We start from the raw sequence: 17727 nt of genomic DNA on the forward strand, positions 1-17727 counted from the left end.
GGAAGTTTGAGGGGTTATTGCAAAGGTCTCAATTGCTCTGATTTGATTTCATTTTAAGGAGAGTGCTGGTTTTAAAAAGCCCTTTTTAGCAAGCAAATGTTAATGCGACTAATGGCACCTTGCGCCCTCGCATCAAAAGTCAAGCCGCTCCAACTCATGCAAAATCCCACAATCTCGAGCTGCCCTAGCCTCTCCGCATTGACTACGTATATGCGCTAGCTCCTCGGCTAAGGCTGCTAACTCCTTGATGCGCTGATTGACATCAACTAAATGCCTATCAATTAAGGCATTAACCGAGGCGCAACTTGCATTTGGTTCTACCCGAGCAACCAAGAGTTTACGTATTTCATCTTGTGACATTTCCAAGGTGCGACAGCGACGGATAAAGATCAATCGCTCCAAATGCTTTTGCTGATATTCACGGTAATTATTATGCAAATTCCGTGGCGCCTCGGGCAACAAGCCCTCTCGCTCATAATAACGAATCGTCTCTACTGGGCAATTAGCTAATTTAGATAACTCACCGATTTTCATGCCTACTCCCTCGTGCTTGACCCTGTAGTTACTACAGGGTATCTAATAAGTATAAACCTAATCAGTTCGTCAAGGACAAGGATTGATAACATGGATAGTTTAAAGGAACAAAATCACCAATCAAGCCACCACAACTGTTGCGCTTGTCATGAGCAACATGCTGAAGCGTCAACGGCCTCAGCAAGTGCGACCACAGCAACTTCCGGCGCCATCAAAAACGCCGAACGTACGCAAATTCGCATTCAGCAAATGGATTGCCCCACCGAAGAGGCAATGATTCGACGCCTGTTTGAAAACAAAGCCGATGTGTTACAACTAAATTTTAATTTGATTCAACGCATCCTGACCGTCAGCCATCGCGCTGGCACACTTGACGATATTCTTGAAGGCATTCGCAGTCTGGGCTTTGAGCCGGAGGTACTCACTGCGGAGAGCAGCCGTGGCAGCGAGGTAGTGATAAGCCATCGTCCCTGGTGGCCCTTAGTGATCGCTGCCTTGATTGCCCTGCTTGCAGAGATCAGTTATCTTGCCGCTTGGCCCCAATGGCTGACCGCAGCATTTGCCCTCAGTGCCATCGCCATTGGCGGCCTACACACCTATAAAAAGGGCTGGACCGCACTACGTACTGGCAATTTAAATATTAATGCCTTAATGAGTATTGCCGTCACCGGCGCGCTCTTAATTGGCGAATGGCCAGAGGCGGCGATGGTGATGGTTTTATTTAGCCTAGCCGAAGTGATTGAGGCGCGCTCGCTTGACCGTGCCCGACGTGCGATTAGCCATTTGATGGAGCTAGCACCAGACAAGGCCCTCGTGCTACAAGCGGACGGCAGCTGGCAACATCTACCTGCCCATGAGGTGCCTATCGGCAGCACCGTGCGTATCGCCCCGGGTCAACAAATCCCCTTGGACGGTGAAATTATCAGCGGCTTTTCCAGCGTAAATCAAGCACCCATCAGCGGTGAAAGTCAGCCGGTGGATAAAAGCATCGGCGACCCAGTCTATGCCGGCACCATTAACCTTAACGGCGCCTTTGACTACCAGGTCACTGCCACCGCCGACAACAGTACCTTAGCGCGCATTATTCAGCGCGTTGAAGAGGCGCAACAGGCCAAAGCACCAACCCAACGTTTTATCGATCGCTTTGCCGCTATTTATACGCCGGCTATTTTAGTACTAGCACTTGGTATTGCGCTCCTGCCACCGCTGCTTGTTGACGGTCAATGGTCAGCGTGGATTTATAAAGCCTTAGTCATGCTAGTCATCGCTTGCCCATGCGCACTGGTGATATCAACCCCGGTTTCAATCGTCAGCGCACTGGCCACTGCTGCACGCCACGGTATTTTAATCAAAGGCGGTAGTTACTTAGAAACTAGTCGCTTACTGAATTATTTAACCTTTGATAAAACCGGCACCATCACTGAGGGTAAACCGAGTCTTAACGAAGCACTGATTTTTGATGCGGAACGACAAACAACCATACGCCGCATCGCCGCCACCATTGCTGCACGCTCTGACCATCCCATTTCACAAGCACTTGCCAACGCCTTAAGTAGCGCAGACGACAAGCTAAACGTGACCTCATTTGAAGCCCTGCCTGGTCGCGGCACAAAAGCTCTGATTGAGGGTAACAGCTATTATTTAGGCAGTCATCGCTTAATCCACGAGCTGGGCGTGTGTAGCGAGGCCCTAGAGCAGCAATTAGCCATTTTTGAAGCCCAAGGTAAGAACACCACCCTGCTTTGTAACGATAGCGAGGTGTTAGCGCTTTTTGTGATGGCCGATAGCGTCAAAGCCAGTAGTCGCGAAGCAATTAAGGAACTACATCAGATGGGTATCAACACCATGATGTTGAGTGGGGATAACCAATTAGCGGTTAATTATATTGCTAAGGAAGTCGCGATTGATCAGGCAAAAGGCAATCTACTACCTGAAGATAAGCTACAAATTATTCATGAGTTATCTGCCCATAACCGGGTGGCGATGGTTGGTGACGGGATTAATGACGCCCCCTCCTTGGCGCGGGCTGATATCGGTATCGCGATGGGCAGCATTGGCTCGGATGCTGCACTGGAAACGGCAGATGTAGCACTGATGGACGATGACTTGCGTAAAATCCCCGCCTTAATTCGCCTTTCTCGCAGCACCCACCGGATTTTGCTGCAAAATATTAGCTTTGCTTTGGGGCTTAAGGCAGTCTTTTTAGTCCTGACGCTACTCGGCTATGGCACGATGTGGATGGCGGTGTTTGCCGATATGGGCGCTAGTTTGCTCGTGGTTTTAAATGGCTTACGTTTATTGCGCCATCCTCTTTAAAGGCACTTGGGGTGAGGTCGGCGTGAGCTTCGCTAACAATATCCCACGAGGCCACCCCACGGACTAAGCGCCTGATATATACTCAAAGCGATGGATAATCGCTACTCAAACCCATAGGCAAGGAGCCAATCATTGAAGCCCATTCCTAGCAATCAAAAAACCGCAACCGGTGACAAAACTAGTCGCAAAGCGCTGATGTTACGCGATCAAATGCATGCGCGTGTTGAATCAATCGGCAACCTGCTGGTTGAAGCCTTTCACTACTTAGCACTATTTGTGATTGGTGCTATCACGGTCTATGCCGGCACCCTCACCGCCCTTGAGATTTTGGCGCAAAAGCACATCACGGTGGATGATATCTTGCTCCTATTTATTTACTTGGAGCTGGGTGCGATGGTGGGAATTTACTTTAAAACCAATCATATGCCGGTGCGCTTTTTAATTTATGTTGCCATTACTGCGCTGACTCGGATGATGATTTCAGATATTTCTCACCACAACGATCCTAATATGGGCGTGGTTTATATCTCAGCTGCGATCCTACTCCTGGCGGTGGCAGTCCTAATTGTACGTATCGGCTCCTCGCGCTACCCATCCATCCGCCATAGCTCTAAGGCGACACGCATCAGTGACGAGGCGCACGAGGGCATCGAAGATGAGCGATATTAACAATGAATGAACAGCAAGCAACCATCCGCTTTTTAAAAGCGATGGCGCCCACCGTGATCGAGACCCATATTTCCATGATTTTTCTCGATGAGCACTATGCTTATAAGTTGAAAAAGGCCTTAACGCTGCCCTTTGTGGATTTTAGTCAAAGCCGACAGCGACTGCTTTCCTGTCAGGATGAGCTTAGACTGAATCGCCGCACGGCAACGGACTTATATCTTGAAGTGCTGCCTATCTACCGTAGCAGCGAGGGGCAGCTAAGCTTTGAGGATAATGGCACTGAGCCAGTGGACGCAGTATTAAAGATGCGACGCTTTGATTCACGCTTGCTCTTAAGTAAGCTAGCCGAGCAACAGCAACTTAATCAAGGCATGATGAATAAATTGGCCGACACGCTTGCTACCTTTCATCAGCAGGCAACGATCGCCAATGATCCCCAGGGGGCGCAACGTTTACGTGCGGTCATTGAGCTGAATCGCCGCTCCGAGTCGCTGGTCAATCAGAGCTTGGGGCATCAACGCATGAGCGAACTCAATCAAGCACTATTACAGGATACGGCGCGACATGCTGAGTTACTCGACCAACGCGCAGCGACCGGCAAGGTACGTCGCTGTCATGGTGATTTGCATTTGAATAATATCTGCCTCTGGCAGGATCAACCCACACCCTTTGATTGCTTGGAATTTAATGAGTCCATGGCCACCACCGATATACTCTATGACGTGGCCTTTTTATTAATGGATTTATGGCATTATCAGCAATATGACTTAGCCAATTTCTTGATGAATCGCTATCTTGATGCACAGGACGAAACGGAGGGGTTGGTGCTCTTACCCTTATTCATGAGTCTGCGCGCCTCAATTCGCGCCATGGTACTAGCGATTCAAGCAGCCAACACAAGCAATGACACAGAGGCGGCCAAATATCGTCAACAAGCCGAGCAATTTTTAGATTTAGCCTTTAACTTACTGCAAGGTACTAGCCCACAGCTCATCGCTATCGGTGGTTTAAGCGGCAGCGGCAAATCCACGCTGGCAGCCGCCATCGCTCCCTTTATTGGCACGGCACCGGGCGCTAGGGTGTTGTCTACTGATCGTATACGCAAAAAGCTCTTTGGTATTAAAGCCGAAGCTAGGCTGCCTGCTGAAAGCTACACCGCAGCGCATTCAGCACGAGTTTATCACCGGCAGCGTGAGCTTAGCAGCGCTACCCTAGTAAGCGGTTATAGTGTGATCGCCGATGGCGTATTTGCTAAAGTGGCGGAGCGCAATGCCATTGAAGATTGCGCCATCCGGGCTACGACTCCCTTTACCGGAATCTGGCTGCTAGCACCGGCTCCAGAGCTAATACAGCGCGTTGCCAAGCGCAGCAACGACCCCTCTGACGCAACCGTCGATGTGGTTACGATGCAGCTCAAGCTCGACCTGGGTGAGATTCATTGGCACCAACTGATTAGCCAACAAAGCACGCAGACCCTGGGTGAACAAGCCTTAGCCTTAATCAAGTTACAACAAAAGGAGGTACGATGAAAAAAGCCTTTATTCTAATTGACTATTCCTATGACTTTATCGCCGACCAGGGCGCTTTAACCACCGGTCAGCCAGGTCAGGCGCTGGAGCAGGATATTTTAAGCTACTGTCAGGAATTTGTAGACAATGGCGACTACTTAGTGATTGCCATGGACGATCATTTTGAAGGCGATCAGTATCACCCGGAATCCAAGCTATTCCCACCGCACAATCTACACGCTAGCCCCGGTCAACAGCTCTATGGTGCAATTCAGGATTACTACGAGCAGGTAAAAACGCGGAACAATGTGCATTTTTACTATAAGACCCGCTATTCCGCCTTTGCCGGCACAAACTTAGATCAAAAGCTACGCGAGCGTGACATCAAGGATATTTATCTCGCCGGCGTTTGTACCGATATATGCATTATCCACACGGCAGTGGATGCCTATAATCTAGGCTACACGATTCACGTACCCGAAAGCTGCGTCGCCAGCTTTAACCAAGCAGGTCATGAGTGGGCGCTAAATCACTTTGAGTCTGCCTTGGGTGCCAAGGTGATTCGTAAGTAATCTGCTATGTAAAAAGCAGAGTGATGATGAACTCACTCTGCTTTTACATAAGGCTAGACTTAATTCAGTCTACTCTGATTGAGGGATAATAGTGACCGGGCAGATGCCTGCTTGAATCACACCATAGCTCACACCACCCAAGGCCGCACGAATCGGACCCAGACCACGCGAACCCATCACCACCATCTCAATCGGGCTGTCCGTCTCCTGACTGCTACGGATACGCTCAATAATACATTGCTTCGGATCACCTACCAATAGCTCAAGGGTATACGGGATCGCATGCTCATCCAAGATGGTCTTACACTCGGCCACGCAGTCTTCAAATAGTAGCTCCTGATATTCTTCAATATCTTTTTGAGAGAACATGCGTTTAGAGTGAATCGTCCTAAAACTCGGCTGCGCATTCACCACCACAATTTCTGCCTTGTCATTACCAGACAGCATTTGGATGGCCCAACGTAACGCAGCATGCGAGTTCTTGGAACCGTCAATTGCTACCAATATCCTATTGATCATATATCACCTCCTTAACTTGAATGCATTGATGGCACTGCGATAATCGCTCTATATCTCAATTATACATGGCGCAACAACACAACTCAGAGCTTTAGCACTTATTTAACTGCACTAGGCGATTTCTTATACGCTTCTTCAATGCGTTGACCAACTTCCTGATCGACGTTTTTCCAGTATTCAAAAACTCGCTCTAATACCGGGCTACGTACGCCTTGAATTGCACCAACTATCGTTTCTACAAACTGAGTACGTTCTTCATCATTAAAGACTTCCCGCAGCAAGGTACCAGCTTGACCAAAGTCGTCATCTTCAGGGTATAAGGAGTAGGCTTGACGTACTAAATCACCATCAGACTCCCAACCATCCTCAATCGGACCCGTATGATCGGCATAAGGACGGCCCGCGGTATCACTTAAATACGTCGGCTGATTGCCACTATGTTGATAGCTCATATTGCCATCAAACAGGTAGGTATTCGTCGGCACTTTCGGTTGATTGACCGGCAGTTGATGAAAGTTTGTACCAATTCGACGACGTTGTGCATCTGGATAAGCAAAGACACGACCTAACAGCATTTTATCGGGTGATAAACCAATGCCTGGGACTAAATTCGATGGTGAGAAAGCAGCTTGCTCAATTTGTGCAAAGAAATTCTCAGGGTTACGATTCAAGGTCATGCGACCCACTGGAATTAATGGGTAGTCTTTGTGTGACCAGGTTTTGGTCAAATCAAACGGGTTGAAGCGATAACTTCTTGCCTCCTCATAAGGCATAATTTGTACTGACAAAAGCCAAGACGGGTAATCACCACGCTGAATCGCCTCAAATAAATCTCGACGATGCGAATCCGCATCCTTACCACTCATCTCGGTGGCTTCTGCATTAGAATAATTTTCCTCACCCTGACAGGTATGGAAGTGATACTTGACCCAGAAGCGTTCGCCTTTGGCATTAACCCACATATAGGTATGTGAACCGTAACCATTCATATGACGCCAGCTTTTAGGTAAACCACGAGGCCCCATCAAGTAAGTCACTTGGTGAGCAGTTTCTGGGTGTGTGGTCCAGAAATCCCACTGCATATGATTGTCTCGTAAGCCTGAATCTGGCAAACGCTTTTGGCTACGAATAAAATGCGGAAATTTCATCGGGTCACGCACAAAGAAAACCGGCGTGTTATTACCGACTAAATCGTAGTTACCCTCAGTGGTATAGAATTTTAAAGAAAAGCCTCGAACATCTCGCCATGTATCCGGGCTCCCCTGCTCACCAGCAACGGTTGAAAAGCGCGCTAGCATCTCAGTTTGAACACCTTGTTGAAACAGCGCTGCTTTAGTATAGGCACTCACATCGTGAGTAGTTTCAAATACCCCAAACGCACCGGACCCTTTGGCATGGGGTTGACGCTCAACGGTTTTTTCACGATTAAAATGCGCTAATGTATCAACTAAATGATGATCGTGTAGGACGATTGGACCGTTTGAACCTACCGTTAGAGAATTGCGGTCACTACTAGCCGGCGAACCATTCACATGAGTTGCTTGGCCTAACTTTTTATCAGAATGATTAGTCATCACTGGCTCCATAATTTGTCTTAAAATCAAAAGGGTAGGTCATGCACATACTAAATGACCTACCCTTTTATAGTACAAACTAAAGTGCAATTAAGCCAATGTTAAATATCACTCATTTCGATAACAAAAAGCTATCGCAACTAGAAAGTTAACAGCTTTAAACTATCGCCAAACCATAACTTTTCTCACTCGATTAGGCGCTACGTACTTGAGCAATTAACTCATCCAGGCACACTAAGCAGAAATCCAAATCCTCTTTACTGATATTTAATGCCGGCATAAAACGCAATAAATTCGCTCGTGGTGCGTTTAACAACAAGCCCTCAGGCGAACGGTTACGGGCCTGTTCAACAATCGCAGGAGCATACTCACCATCCAAGACCAGCGCTCGCAATAGGCCCTCACCGCGCTCCCCCTTAAAGCCCCACTTATCAGAAAGCTTAAGCAGTCCCTCAGACAACTGCTGCGCACGCTCACGCACACTATCCATAAAGCCATCCGCCATCAAGATATCAAAGACCGCCACACCCACGGCGGTCATCAACGGATTGCCATTATATGTACCGCCCTGATCGCCATGCTCAAACACAGAAACGGAGGCTTTGGCCAATAAGGCGGATAACGGCACCCCGCCCCCAATGCCTTTACCCAAGGTCATGATATCCGGTTCTATCTCGGCTAGCTGATAGGCAAATAGACTGCCACATCGACCCATCCCGGTTTGTACCTCATCGACAATCAGTAAAATACCGCTTTCCTCGGTCAGCTGACGCAATTGCTGCATAAACTCGCGACTTGCGGGAATCACCCCACCCTCACCCTGCACTGGCTCCAGCATCACGGCAACGGTTTGCTCATCAATCAAGGCCTTAACGGAATCAATATCGTTATACTTCGCCTTAGGGAAACCATCCACCTGTGGCGCAAAGAGCTTATCCCAACCAGCCTTACCAGATAAGGACATGGTGGCCAAGGTACGACCGTGAAAGGCATGCTCAAAGCTGATGATTTTATAAGCGCCCTGACGATGCTTTTGCCCCCACTTACGTGCCAATTTAATGGCGCCTTCATTGGCCTCGGCACCACTATTAGCAAAAAACACCTGATCAAAACAAGACGCGCTGCATAAGCGTTTGGCTAAATCAATCATTGGCTGATTATAAAAAGCCGGTGAGGGATTGATTAATAAATGACTTTGGGTAGTTAAGGCCTCAATAATCGGCTGTGGATTATGGCCTAAGCAGTTTACCGCCCACCCCTGCAACATATCTAAATAACGTTTGCCATGTTGATCCTCTAACCAAGAGCCCTCGCCCTTTTTAAAAATCAAATCTGGACGGGTGGTAATGTCCATTAAATAATTGGTGTCGGCTAAACTCATAAAACCCTAATCCTTAATAAAAATAATCGTATGAATTCCTGTGAATAGTTTATTATGCCCTTAATACTGCGCAAAATTGTGGTTTTTTAGCCCTTCTGCCAAGACAAACGCAGAAAAACGCCTAGAATATTTCTTATTCCATTAAGATCCGTAGGGATAAGGTATTAACAGTCTGATTTCATTGTAAAATCATCGCTTAGATAGCGCTTCATGCTTATTTTTCAACGAGAAGGTTTATCATGTATGACGTCTTAGTTTATGTATATGAAAACTACTATACGCCCGCTTCCTGTCCCCAGCCGGAGGATTTATTCAGGGACTTGGCTGCTGCCGGCTTTGAGCATGAAGATATTCATGATGCCATGAGTTGGTTGCACCGTTTAGCGGTTATTACCGAAAGCCTAAAAGAGGAAACGCAGATCGCCTTTAGCGATAAGGCCACACGCGTCTATGGCTCCTATGAGTTGTATAAACTCGGCATTGAGGGCATCCATTTCCTCTCTTCCTTAGAGAGTTCTGGTGCCTTGACACCCTCCATGCGTGAAGCGATTCTTAACTGTGCCTTAGATGCGCCCCAAAGCACACTTGATTTATCAGAGTTTAAGATTCTCGCCCTGATGGTGATGTGGAGTCAGGAGCTAGAGGTGCACCATGCACTACTAGAGGAGTTCTTGGTGCGTCAACATGAGGATAAATTAAGCCATTAATTTACCATCTTAGCTTTCTTGGCTTAGCGCCCCTCTCTCAACCTATCTGCCTCGCTACTGATTAACAGCTAGCGAGGCTTTTGTTTATGGCAATTTATCTGTGCCTAGCATAAGCCTTCGCAAAGATGATGCCGTCGTGTTTATACGCTTAAATTAAGGGCGCGGCCTGATCACCCGCCTATCCATATCCAATAAGTTTTTGAGCATCACACGACCGTTATTGGCAGCCACTTCGGCAAATCTTGCCGCCGCAAAATCGCTCGCTCTAGACTCATGGAAAAAGTACTCTGTACTAAACGCCGGCTCAGTACCACTATCGATGCGATAAGGCCGTTTACGTATAAAGGGTAAATACACCCTATCCTCTGTTTTTGGCAAATCCTTGAGTTCAGACGGTGCATAGAAGGCGATTAAACGCTCAGCCACACCGTCAATTAACTCAAACTCAGCTAAAATACGCACACTTTTAATCTCTTGTAATGGTGCTAATAAGCGCTCAGATAGCTGCGTGTTGGCAGTCGCTTGATACTCATTTTTGTGTAATGCCTTCAATGCTGCATCTACGATTCCCGTCACCTCATAGTTTAAACGCATATAATCGCCTTGCATCAACGAACGTGGATCCAAAGGCGCCAATCGGAGTAAGACATGGCGCCCCCGCTCTGTCACCGCCTCATAATTCATCACCTGCCATTGGCAAAGCGCTATGGGGCATAGTATGGCCACAGCTAATAAGCCATAAAAGCGTCGACGAGTAAACAGCGCAGCCTCAACAGATGTAGCCTCAGCACTACTTGCCAAGACCGTAGATTCACGATCCTCTACCTCATCACCAAGGCTAAGCCAGCGAGCCGATAGAACGGTCGGCAATAAAAATAAGGCACCACTTAATAGCAGCAAATAAACCTTATGCTCCAAGGGCATCAGCAGAGAAAAATAAAAGCCAGCTAGGGCGATAAGCGCAAGTACCAGCGCTAAGCAATAGAGCGCCACACTTCTTTTGTAATAGGCCAGCACAATAAAGGCGAGCGGTGCCACCACATCCAAGCGCCCAAACCATAACCATGCCACTAACAGACCGGTTAACACGGTCATCGCTTTAGCCCTTGGACTGTCATTTTTTAATAACTGCCATAAGGCCCATAAGGGCGTCAAGGACACCAACATGGCAAGCGACCAATACAGTAGACTGGCAAAGACAAGCTGTGCGCCCGGGAAGCCCTCAGTGGACCAATACAAGCGTAAAGGATAAAGAAATGCCAGGAGGATATTTTTGAAATCAATTAACAGGTCCTGACCTTGATACGAAATAAAATAAAAATAGTAGTTACTTAACACGACGATAATGCCCCACAAGGCAAAGGCCGTGATCAATGGCAAGCGCAACTCGGACGAGGACTTAAAAGAAAAATAAATCAGCCCAATAAAACAAATCACTAAGAAGTAGGGCTCATTCGCAAAAGACAAAAAGGGAAGAAAACGCAGCCCACCAAAAAAGACAAAAAAGCCCAAGCTACTAATAAAACGAAGCACCGCCTCAGTACGTCGACGATAAATTAGTACGCTAATCACTAGCCCCACAACCGTCAGAAGCTGTACGAACAAGGGGCGAGCAACTGAATCCCGTATAAAAAATTCGTGATTATTGACAAAGGCAACGAAGCATGCAATCTGATAAAGCACCAAGGCAAAAAATTGTTGATGCCGTTTGTTGCTGATGCGATATAGCATGGCATAGGCGCCACCTAAAGCGAGTAACGCCACAATGTCTGCCTGCGGCGACATGGTCATTTTAACTGGCAAGCCCGTGAACAACAGGATCAGATAAATAAAGGCAGCCACTAAAAAGCTGCTGATGGCTAAAAACACCGTAAAGGCAAGAGGTAAATCACCACCTAAAGCTCGGCGCCGACTAGCGCCCTTTTTAGTGATAATTCTCTGTTGCCATAAAGCAATTGCCGCCACTGCAGCCATAACCCAAATCGCCACGAGCATGTACAAAACACTGACAATATCCGCATCGAAGACATCGCCAAACACGGTTCGCTCAAGCACAACAGCACTAAAGGCACACGCCGCCACCGCCAGGGCCAGTACATTTAGCCGTAACAGCGAAAATCTCAGCTTGTTGTAGATTAAAAGTAAGACCGCCGCTATCAATAAATATAAACCGGTCACGCCGGCAAACTCAGCGGCTCTAGCCATGGCAAAAATCACAATAGCGCAGATCAATAAGCTCATACTGAGGACAGCCCAAAGCGGCTCCTGCTGACTGCGCTTTTCCTCTAAATAGACAAATACCGCGGCATTTAAAAAAGCCAATACAAAGGCACTAAGCTCAAACGGTACGCCGAACTGATTATTATATAAAAATAAAAAAGCGGCAGTATTGGCCACGACGGCGGCCAAGGCAGCAATAAAAATGCCGGGTGCAAAGGCCAACCAAGGTAGGATTAATAAAAACCACAAGCCAAAGGTCTGCCAAGTATCGGCACCGGTCTGATAAATCTGTCCTACTAAGGCAATCAGCGCCCCGGAAACTACCGCCCCCAGAAAAGCCAAGCCCTGATAAAGCCACTGCATACCGGCCGCAGCCACTAATTGCTCCGCCCCAAAGCGCAAGCGCAACAACAATAACACGGCCCCTATCAACAGCAGAACCGCTTGTACCGTGACAAGTTTAACCGTCGGGCTGATACTCTCCCAATTGACCGCAACCCAAGTAACAGCACCGCTCGCTAATAAAACTAAGGATAAACTCATGCACAGCAGTGCTAAAAACTGCTTTGAGCTAAGACGAAAAAAACTCACCATGAACTATCAACCCCATCAAACGCAACAATCTAATTTATTGTACAGAGCTCAAAACCTCCGTTTGAACTAAAGTAGGACAAATTTGTCCACCTATCTAGCAACAGCTAAAGCCGACTTGCATCAAGTTGGATTAAAACAGATTGACACACCCTAGTGTCACCGCTTTTTATATCGCAGCGGCAGGCTTTTACTTTAATTTAATAGCAAAGTACTTGCCAAAGCCTTAATTAAATGTAAAACTGCACTCAATTATCTATTTACAATTTTTACTATTAAATATAGGTCGTTTAAAATCAGTTCTATGTCAAAAACACTTATTATCGCGGAAAAACCTTCTGTCGCTCTGGATATTTCTCGTGCTTTAGGCGGCTTTTCACGTCATGGCGACTATTTTGAAAGTGATGATTACGTGCTGTCTTCCAGTGTAGGTCATCTCTTAACCTTAATTAATCCTGACGATGTGGTGCGCGGTAAGTGGTCTTTTAATAATCTACCAGCCATTCCTAAAAAGCATTTCGAATTAAAGCCCATTGATAAGCGCAGTGAGACGCGCTTAAAGATGTTGCTTAAACTGATTAAACGAAAGGACGTGGATCGTATTATTAACGCCTGTGATGCGGGACGTGAAGGTGAATTGATTTTCCGCTATATCATGCAGTTTGCTAAAAGCGACAAGCCGGTGCAGCGCTTATGGTTGCAATCCATGACAAAGCAAGCCATTATCGATGCCTTTGATAATATGCGCGATGATGAGAGCATGAAAGGCTTAGAGGCAGCCGCACGCTCGCGCGCCGAGGCGGACTGGTTGATCGGTATTAATGGTACCCGTGCCATGACCGCATTTAATAGTAAAGACGGCGGCTTTTTTAAGACCCCCATCGGCCGTGTACAAACACCGACCTTAGCCATTGTCTTTGAACGTGAAGAAAGTATTCGTCAATTCCAAAGTCGGGATTATTGGGAGGTGTACGGCCACTTTGATGCGGCCGAGGGTACCTATCGTGGGCGCTGGTTTGATCCTGAGTTTAAAAAGGATCCGGCGGACCCCGAAAAAAGAGAGTATCGTCTTTGGTCTGCGGCAGCAGCTCAAACCATTGTCACCGCCTGTCAGGGCAAGCCGGGTATTGTTTCTGAAGAGTCCAAACCCTCCAGACAGCTATCCCCTGCCTTATTCGACCTCACATCTTTACAACGTGAGGCCAACGCTAAGTTCGGCTTTACTGCCAAAACCACCCTGGCGCTAGCGCAGACGCTGTATGAGCGCCATAAGGTACTAACCTATCCGCGTACCGATTCTCGCTACTTGCCCCAGGATTATCTGCAAAACGCCAAAGACACCATCCATCTTATCAGCCAGAGCAGCGCCAATGCCAATCAGGGGCATCAAGCACATGCTGCAAAAATTCTCGCTGAACAATGGATTAAAAGCAATAAACGTATTTTCGACAACACAAAGGTGAGCGATCACTTCGCCATTATTCCGACCCTACAAATGCCTAAGGAATTAAGCGAAGCTGAGTTTAAAATTTACGATTTAGTGGTCAAACGCTTTATGGCGGTCTTTTTTCCTGCGGCTGAGTATCGTGTTACCACACGTATCACCAAGGTAGAGGCACATCACTTTAAAACCGAGGGTAAGGTCTTGGTTAAACCCGGCTGGTTGGAGATTTACGGCCGTGAAGCTCAAGGACAAGAGGATAATCTGGTACCGGTTACCGAAGGTGAAACGGTTCATACCGCTGAGGTACAACCTGAGGCTTTAGCCACCAAACCGCCTGCGCGTTATACAGAGGCGACGCTTTTGAGCGCGATGGAGGGTGCTGGTCGCTTAGTGGATGATGATGAATTACGTGAGGCCATGTCAGAGCGTGGCTTAGGCACACCAGCCACTCGCGCAGCCATTATCGAGGGTCTATTAAACGAGCAGTATTTACGCCGTGAAGGTCGTGAATTGGTGCCAACGGCTAAAGCTCGCCAACTCATGACCTTATTATCAGGCTTAAATGTCAAAGAGCTCACCTCACCTGAGCTCACCGGTGAGTGGGAATATAAGCTCAAACAAATCGAAGCCAAGCAACTGGAACCGCAAGCCTTTATGCAGGATATTGTGCGCAGTACAGAAACCATGGTGAGCCGCGCCAAAGAGTACGAGCACGACACTATCCCTGGCGATTACGTCACGCTTCACACACCTTGCCCAGTGTGTGGCCATGTGGTCAAGGAGAATTATCGACGTTACGCATGCACGCATTGTGATTTTTCTATTACTAAGCATCCCGGCGGTCGCACCTTTGAGCCCGATGAGGTTGAAACACTGCTGTCAGAGCATGTGTTAGGGCCTTTGAGCGGCTTTATCAGCAAAATGGGACGACCTTTCAGTGCCATTATCCGCTTAACAGGGGATGAGAAAAAACTGGAGTTCGACTTCGGTCAAGACAAGGACGACAATACAGAGGAGCTTGACACGAGCAATTTAGTTGCCGTAGGCGATTGTCCTAAATGCCATGCTAAAGTCTTTGATACGGGCATGGCTTATCTCTGTGAAAAGGCTAGCGGCAAGGAAAAAAGCTGTGATTTCCGCTCTGGGAAAGTGATTCTTCAGCAGGAAATTTCGCATGAACAGATGCATAAACTATTGAGCAATAAAAAAACGGATTTGCTGGAAAACTTTGTCTCCAATCGCAATAATCGCAAGTTTAAGGCCTATCTAGTATTAGATGCCGCAGGCAAGGTCGGCTTTGAGTTTGAACAAAAAACGGCAGCTAAAAAAGCCAGTAAGAAAACGGCTGCCAAGAAAACGGCCGCCAAAAAAACCGCAGCGAAGAAGAGCACCGCCAAAAAGGCTGCCGCTAAGAAAAAAGCATCAAGTTAAAAATTACGCTAACGATGAAAGAATTAATTCACAAATACAATATCCCGGGACCACGTTACACCAGTTACCCGACCGTTCCCTATTGGGACAATAGTAGCTTTAGTGCCGCGGCCTATTTAGAGACTTTAAAACGCAGTTTCAAGGAGTCCAATGCCAAACAAGGCATTAGCCTGTATATTCACCTGCCTTTTTGTGAAAGTCTCTGTACCTTCTGTGCCTGTCATAAACGCATTACCAAAAAGCATTCCGTTGAAGCCCCCTATATTGATGCCGTCATTAAAGAATGGAATCTTTATCTGGAGCTACTGCAAGACAAGCCGCTAATTAGTGAAATTCACTTAGGGGGCGGCACCCCAACCTTCTTTGCAATGACAGAGTTAGAGCGCCTATTACAGCATATTTTTAGTACCTCTAATATTGCCGAAGAGCACACCTTCAGCTTTGAGGGGCATCCAAATAATACCCGCTTAGAGCATCTTGAGGGTTTATATAAACTCGGCTTCCGTCGTTGCAGCTTTGGCGTGCAGGACTATGCCGAAAAGGTACAAATTGCGATTAATCGTGTGCAACCCTTTGAAAATGTGTTAAACGTCACCAATGCGGCACGTCGAATCGGCTATAACAGCATCAGCCATGATTTAGTCTTCGGCCTACCTTTTCAAAACTGGGCGGGTATGGAGCGCACCATTCGCCGCACCTTAGAACTTAAACCCGACCGTTTGGCCTTTTACTCCTACGCGCATGTCCCTTGGATTAAAGGGGTAGGTCAACGTGGCTTTGATGAAAATGATCTCCCATCCGGCGAGGAAAAGCGCGCCCTCTATGAAAATGGCAAAGCGCTACTGGAGGAATTGGGTTACGTAGAAGTAGGCATGGATCACTTCTCACTACCCACTGACACCCTGTATCAATCCATGGTGAACAAAACCATTCACCGCAATTTTATGGGCTACAGTTCTTCCTCTACCCAAGTAATGATTGGTCTCGGCATGTCTAGCATCAGTGACACCTGGTACGGCTTTGCACAAAATGAAAAGGATCTTGAGGCCTACTATGAGCGTTTGGCGCAAAATGAAATTCCGCTGATGCGCGGCCATATTCTGAATCAAGAGGATTTGATTATTCGGCGCCATATTCTAAACCTGATGTGCTTATTAGAAACTTCTTGGGAAAAACCGGAAGAGCAATTTAAGGAGTTACCTGACACCCTTGAACGTCTCCAAGAAATGGCGCAAGATGGTTTATTAGAAATTAGTGATACGGGACTTAAAATCACTGAAAAAGGTCGTACCTTCGCCCGTAATATCTGCATGAGTTTCGATCTCAGAATGTTAAGAGATAAGCCGGAAACCCGCATTTTCTCAATGACCGTTTAGTCGAGTTGCGTCATGAGTTTAATCCCGGAAATTAAGCCGCAACAATCCCTTGAGCTACTCAAAGCTCTGCACATCTTAACCCGCGACGGCAAAATCAATCAAGATAGCCGTCGCAAGCTCAAACAGGTGTACCATTTCTATCACTTTATCGAACCTTTGATGCTCAAAGTGTTAGAAGAGCAAAAGCAATTGATCTTAGTGGATCACGGCGCCGGTAAATCGTATTTGGGTTTTATTCTTTATGATCTGCTGCTAAAAAATCATCCGGAAGCGCATGTGTATGGGATTGAATTCAGAGAGCAGTTGGTAAAAAGCTCTGAGGAATTAGCGAACAAGCTCGGCTTTTCGGATGGCATGAGTTTTAAAGCAATGCGTGTTGAAGAGGCCATGCACTCTACCGATATTCCCGCCAAGGTAGATATAACAACGGCATTGCACGCCTGTGATACCGCTACGGATGATGCGATTCGCTTTGCCTTAGAACGCCAATCCAAATACATCGTCCTAGTCCCATGCTGCCAAGCAGAGGTTGCGGCGCATCTACGCCAACACAAAAACAAGGCTATCAAGCACAACAGCCTTGCTGAAATTTGGCGCCATCCCATTCATACTCGGGAGTTTGGCAGCCACCTCACGAATGTACTTCGCTGTCTCCAATTAGAGGCGCGCGGCTATCAGGTCACCGTCACTGAATTAGTGGGTTGGGAACATTCCATGAAAACGAGTTGATTGTGGCACGTAAAGTAGCCAAGTACAAAAACAGCGCACGTGAGCGTCAATTGGAAATTCTCAAGGAATTCGGCTTAGAAGAAATGCGCGAGCGCTTTGCGTATTAAACCGCTCATTCACGCTGTGAGACTTTTGCATAAAAGCAGTTAAATACCG

At 47.2% G+C, this 17727-nt stretch carries 12 protein-coding genes and 1 pseudogene; 8 read left to right on the forward strand and 5 right to left on the reverse strand.

Annotation, left to right across the window (positions count from 1 at the left end):
• Positions 1 to 132 precede the first annotated feature (132 nt).
• Entirely contained in the window at positions 133 to 534 is a 402-nt protein-coding gene (gene cadR / locus HMPREF3144_RS04110; protein ID WP_070469497.1) for a Cd(II)/Pb(II)-responsive transcriptional regulator, read from the reverse strand.
• A gap of 90 nt (positions 535 to 624) precedes the next feature.
• Here cadR and HMPREF3144_RS04115 point away from each other — a divergent pair, with 90 nt between their 5' ends.
• The 4 genes from HMPREF3144_RS04115 (at position 625) to HMPREF3144_RS04130 (ending at position 5599) form a co-directional block, all read left to right on the forward strand.
• A complete protein-coding gene (locus HMPREF3144_RS04115; protein WP_070476571.1) occupies positions 625 to 2850 on the forward strand; it encodes a heavy metal translocating P-type ATPase in 2226 nt (741 codons plus the stop codon).
• Positions 2851 to 2982: 132 nt separating this feature from the next.
• Complete coding sequence (locus tag HMPREF3144_RS04120) at positions 2983 to 3519, forward strand: phosphate-starvation-inducible protein PsiE (protein WP_204369822.1); 537 nt, start codon at positions 2983 to 2985, stop codon at positions 3517 to 3519.
• A gap of 2 nt (positions 3520 to 3521) precedes the next feature.
• Complete coding sequence (locus tag HMPREF3144_RS04125; protein WP_070476573.1) at positions 3522 to 5048, forward strand: bifunctional aminoglycoside phosphotransferase/ATP-binding protein; 1527 nt, start codon at positions 3522 to 3524, stop codon at positions 5046 to 5048.
• Positions 5045 to 5599 carry a cysteine hydrolase family protein gene (locus HMPREF3144_RS04130; RefSeq protein ID WP_018026666.1) on the forward strand — a complete coding sequence of 185 codons (555 nt, stop codon included), beginning with the start codon at positions 5045 to 5047 and terminating at the stop codon, positions 5597 to 5599. Before HMPREF3144_RS04125 ends, HMPREF3144_RS04130 begins: the two co-directional genes overlap by 4 nt.
• Before the next feature lie 69 nt (positions 5600 to 5668).
• On the opposite strand, the gene HMPREF3144_RS04135 is transcribed toward HMPREF3144_RS04130, so the two are convergent.
• The 3 genes from HMPREF3144_RS04135 to HMPREF3144_RS04145 all read right to left on the reverse strand — a co-directional run bounded on the left by HMPREF3144_RS04135 (position 5669) and on the right by HMPREF3144_RS04145 (position 9073).
• The gene (locus tag HMPREF3144_RS04135; RefSeq protein WP_070476575.1) at positions 5669 to 6118 is read right to left on the reverse strand and encodes a universal stress protein; all 450 of its coding nucleotides are present in this window, start codon (positions 6116 to 6118) and stop codon (positions 5669 to 5671) included.
• 98 nt (positions 6119 to 6216) lie between these two features.
• Positions 6217 to 7692, reverse strand: coding sequence for a catalase (locus tag HMPREF3144_RS04140; RefSeq protein WP_070476586.1), 1476 nt, complete (start codon positions 7690 to 7692; stop codon positions 6217 to 6219).
• 193 nt (positions 7693 to 7885) lie between these two features.
• The gene (locus HMPREF3144_RS04145) at positions 7886 to 9073 is read right to left on the reverse strand and encodes an acetylornithine transaminase (RefSeq protein ID WP_070476577.1); all 1188 of its coding nucleotides are present in this window, start codon (positions 9071 to 9073) and stop codon (positions 7886 to 7888) included.
• Between the two features lie 239 nt (positions 9074 to 9312).
• Here HMPREF3144_RS04145 and HMPREF3144_RS04150 point away from each other — a divergent pair, with 239 nt between their 5' ends.
• Complete coding sequence (locus tag HMPREF3144_RS04150) at positions 9313 to 9780, forward strand: Smg family protein (RefSeq protein ID WP_018026662.1); 468 nt, start codon at positions 9313 to 9315, stop codon at positions 9778 to 9780.
• Positions 9781 to 9933: 153 nt separating this feature from the next.
• On the opposite strand, the gene HMPREF3144_RS04155 is transcribed toward HMPREF3144_RS04150, so the two are convergent.
• On the reverse strand, positions 9934 to 12594 hold the full coding sequence (locus HMPREF3144_RS04155) for a GDYXXLXY domain-containing protein (RefSeq protein WP_070476579.1): 2661 nt from the start codon (positions 12592 to 12594) through the stop codon (positions 9934 to 9936).
• A 301-nt stretch (positions 12595 to 12895) separates the two neighbouring features.
• On the opposite strand from HMPREF3144_RS04155, the gene HMPREF3144_RS04160 reads away from it, so the two are divergent.
• From HMPREF3144_RS04160 to HMPREF3144_RS04170, 3 genes and pseudogenes are all read left to right on the forward strand, one after another.
• Positions 12896 to 15466, forward strand: a complete 2571-nt coding sequence (locus HMPREF3144_RS04160) for a DNA topoisomerase III (protein ID WP_070476581.1) — start codon at positions 12896 to 12898, stop codon at positions 15464 to 15466.
• 14 nt (positions 15467 to 15480) lie between these two features.
• On the forward strand, positions 15481 to 16842 hold the full coding sequence (gene hemN, locus HMPREF3144_RS04165) for an oxygen-independent coproporphyrinogen III oxidase (protein WP_070476584.1): 1362 nt from the start codon (positions 15481 to 15483) through the stop codon (positions 16840 to 16842).
• 12 nt (positions 16843 to 16854) lie between these two features.
• Positions 16855 to 17678, forward strand: a pseudogene (locus HMPREF3144_RS04170) (SAM-dependent methyltransferase).
• The last annotated feature ends 49 nt before the right edge of the window (positions 17679 to 17727 follow it).

It is taken from the genome of Oligella sp. HMSC05A10 (genome assembly GCF_001808335.1).
Lineage (GTDB): Bacteria > Pseudomonadota > Gammaproteobacteria > Burkholderiales > Burkholderiaceae_B > Oligella > Oligella urethralis.

Excerpts from the sequence above, each read along its gene's own strand:
- HMPREF3144_RS04135 (WP_070476575.1), bottom strand. The coding sequence starts at position 6,118 with ATGATCAATAGGATATTGGTAGCAATTGACGGTTCCAAGAACTCGCAT.
- HMPREF3144_RS04150 (WP_018026662.1), top strand. The coding sequence starts at position 9,313 with ATGTATGACGTCTTAGTTTATGTATATGAAAACTACTATACGCCCGCT.
- HMPREF3144_RS04155 (WP_070476579.1), bottom strand. The coding sequence starts at position 12,594 with ATGGTGAGTTTTTTTCGTCTTAGCTCAAAGCAGTTTTTAGCACTGCTG.
- HMPREF3144_RS04140 (WP_070476586.1), bottom strand. The coding sequence starts at position 7,692 with ATGACTAATCATTCTGATAAAAAGTTAGGCCAAGCAACTCATGTGAAT.
- hemN (WP_070476584.1), top strand. The coding sequence starts at position 15,481 with ATGAAAGAATTAATTCACAAATACAATATCCCGGGACCACGTTACACC.
- HMPREF3144_RS04145 (WP_070476577.1), bottom strand. The coding sequence starts at position 9,073 with ATGAGTTTAGCCGACACCAATTATTTAATGGACATTACCACCCGTCCA.
- HMPREF3144_RS04160 (WP_070476581.1), top strand. The coding sequence starts at position 12,896 with ATGTCAAAAACACTTATTATCGCGGAAAAACCTTCTGTCGCTCTGGAT.
- cadR (WP_070469497.1), bottom strand. The coding sequence starts at position 534 with ATGAAAATCGGTGAGTTATCTAAATTAGCTAATTGCCCAGTAGAGACG.
- HMPREF3144_RS04115 (WP_070476571.1), top strand. The coding sequence starts at position 625 with ATGGATAGTTTAAAGGAACAAAATCACCAATCAAGCCACCACAACTGT.
- HMPREF3144_RS04130 (WP_018026666.1), top strand. The coding sequence starts at position 5,045 with ATGAAAAAAGCCTTTATTCTAATTGACTATTCCTATGACTTTATCGCC.
- HMPREF3144_RS04125 (WP_070476573.1), top strand. The coding sequence starts at position 3,522 with ATGAATGAACAGCAAGCAACCATCCGCTTTTTAAAAGCGATGGCGCCC.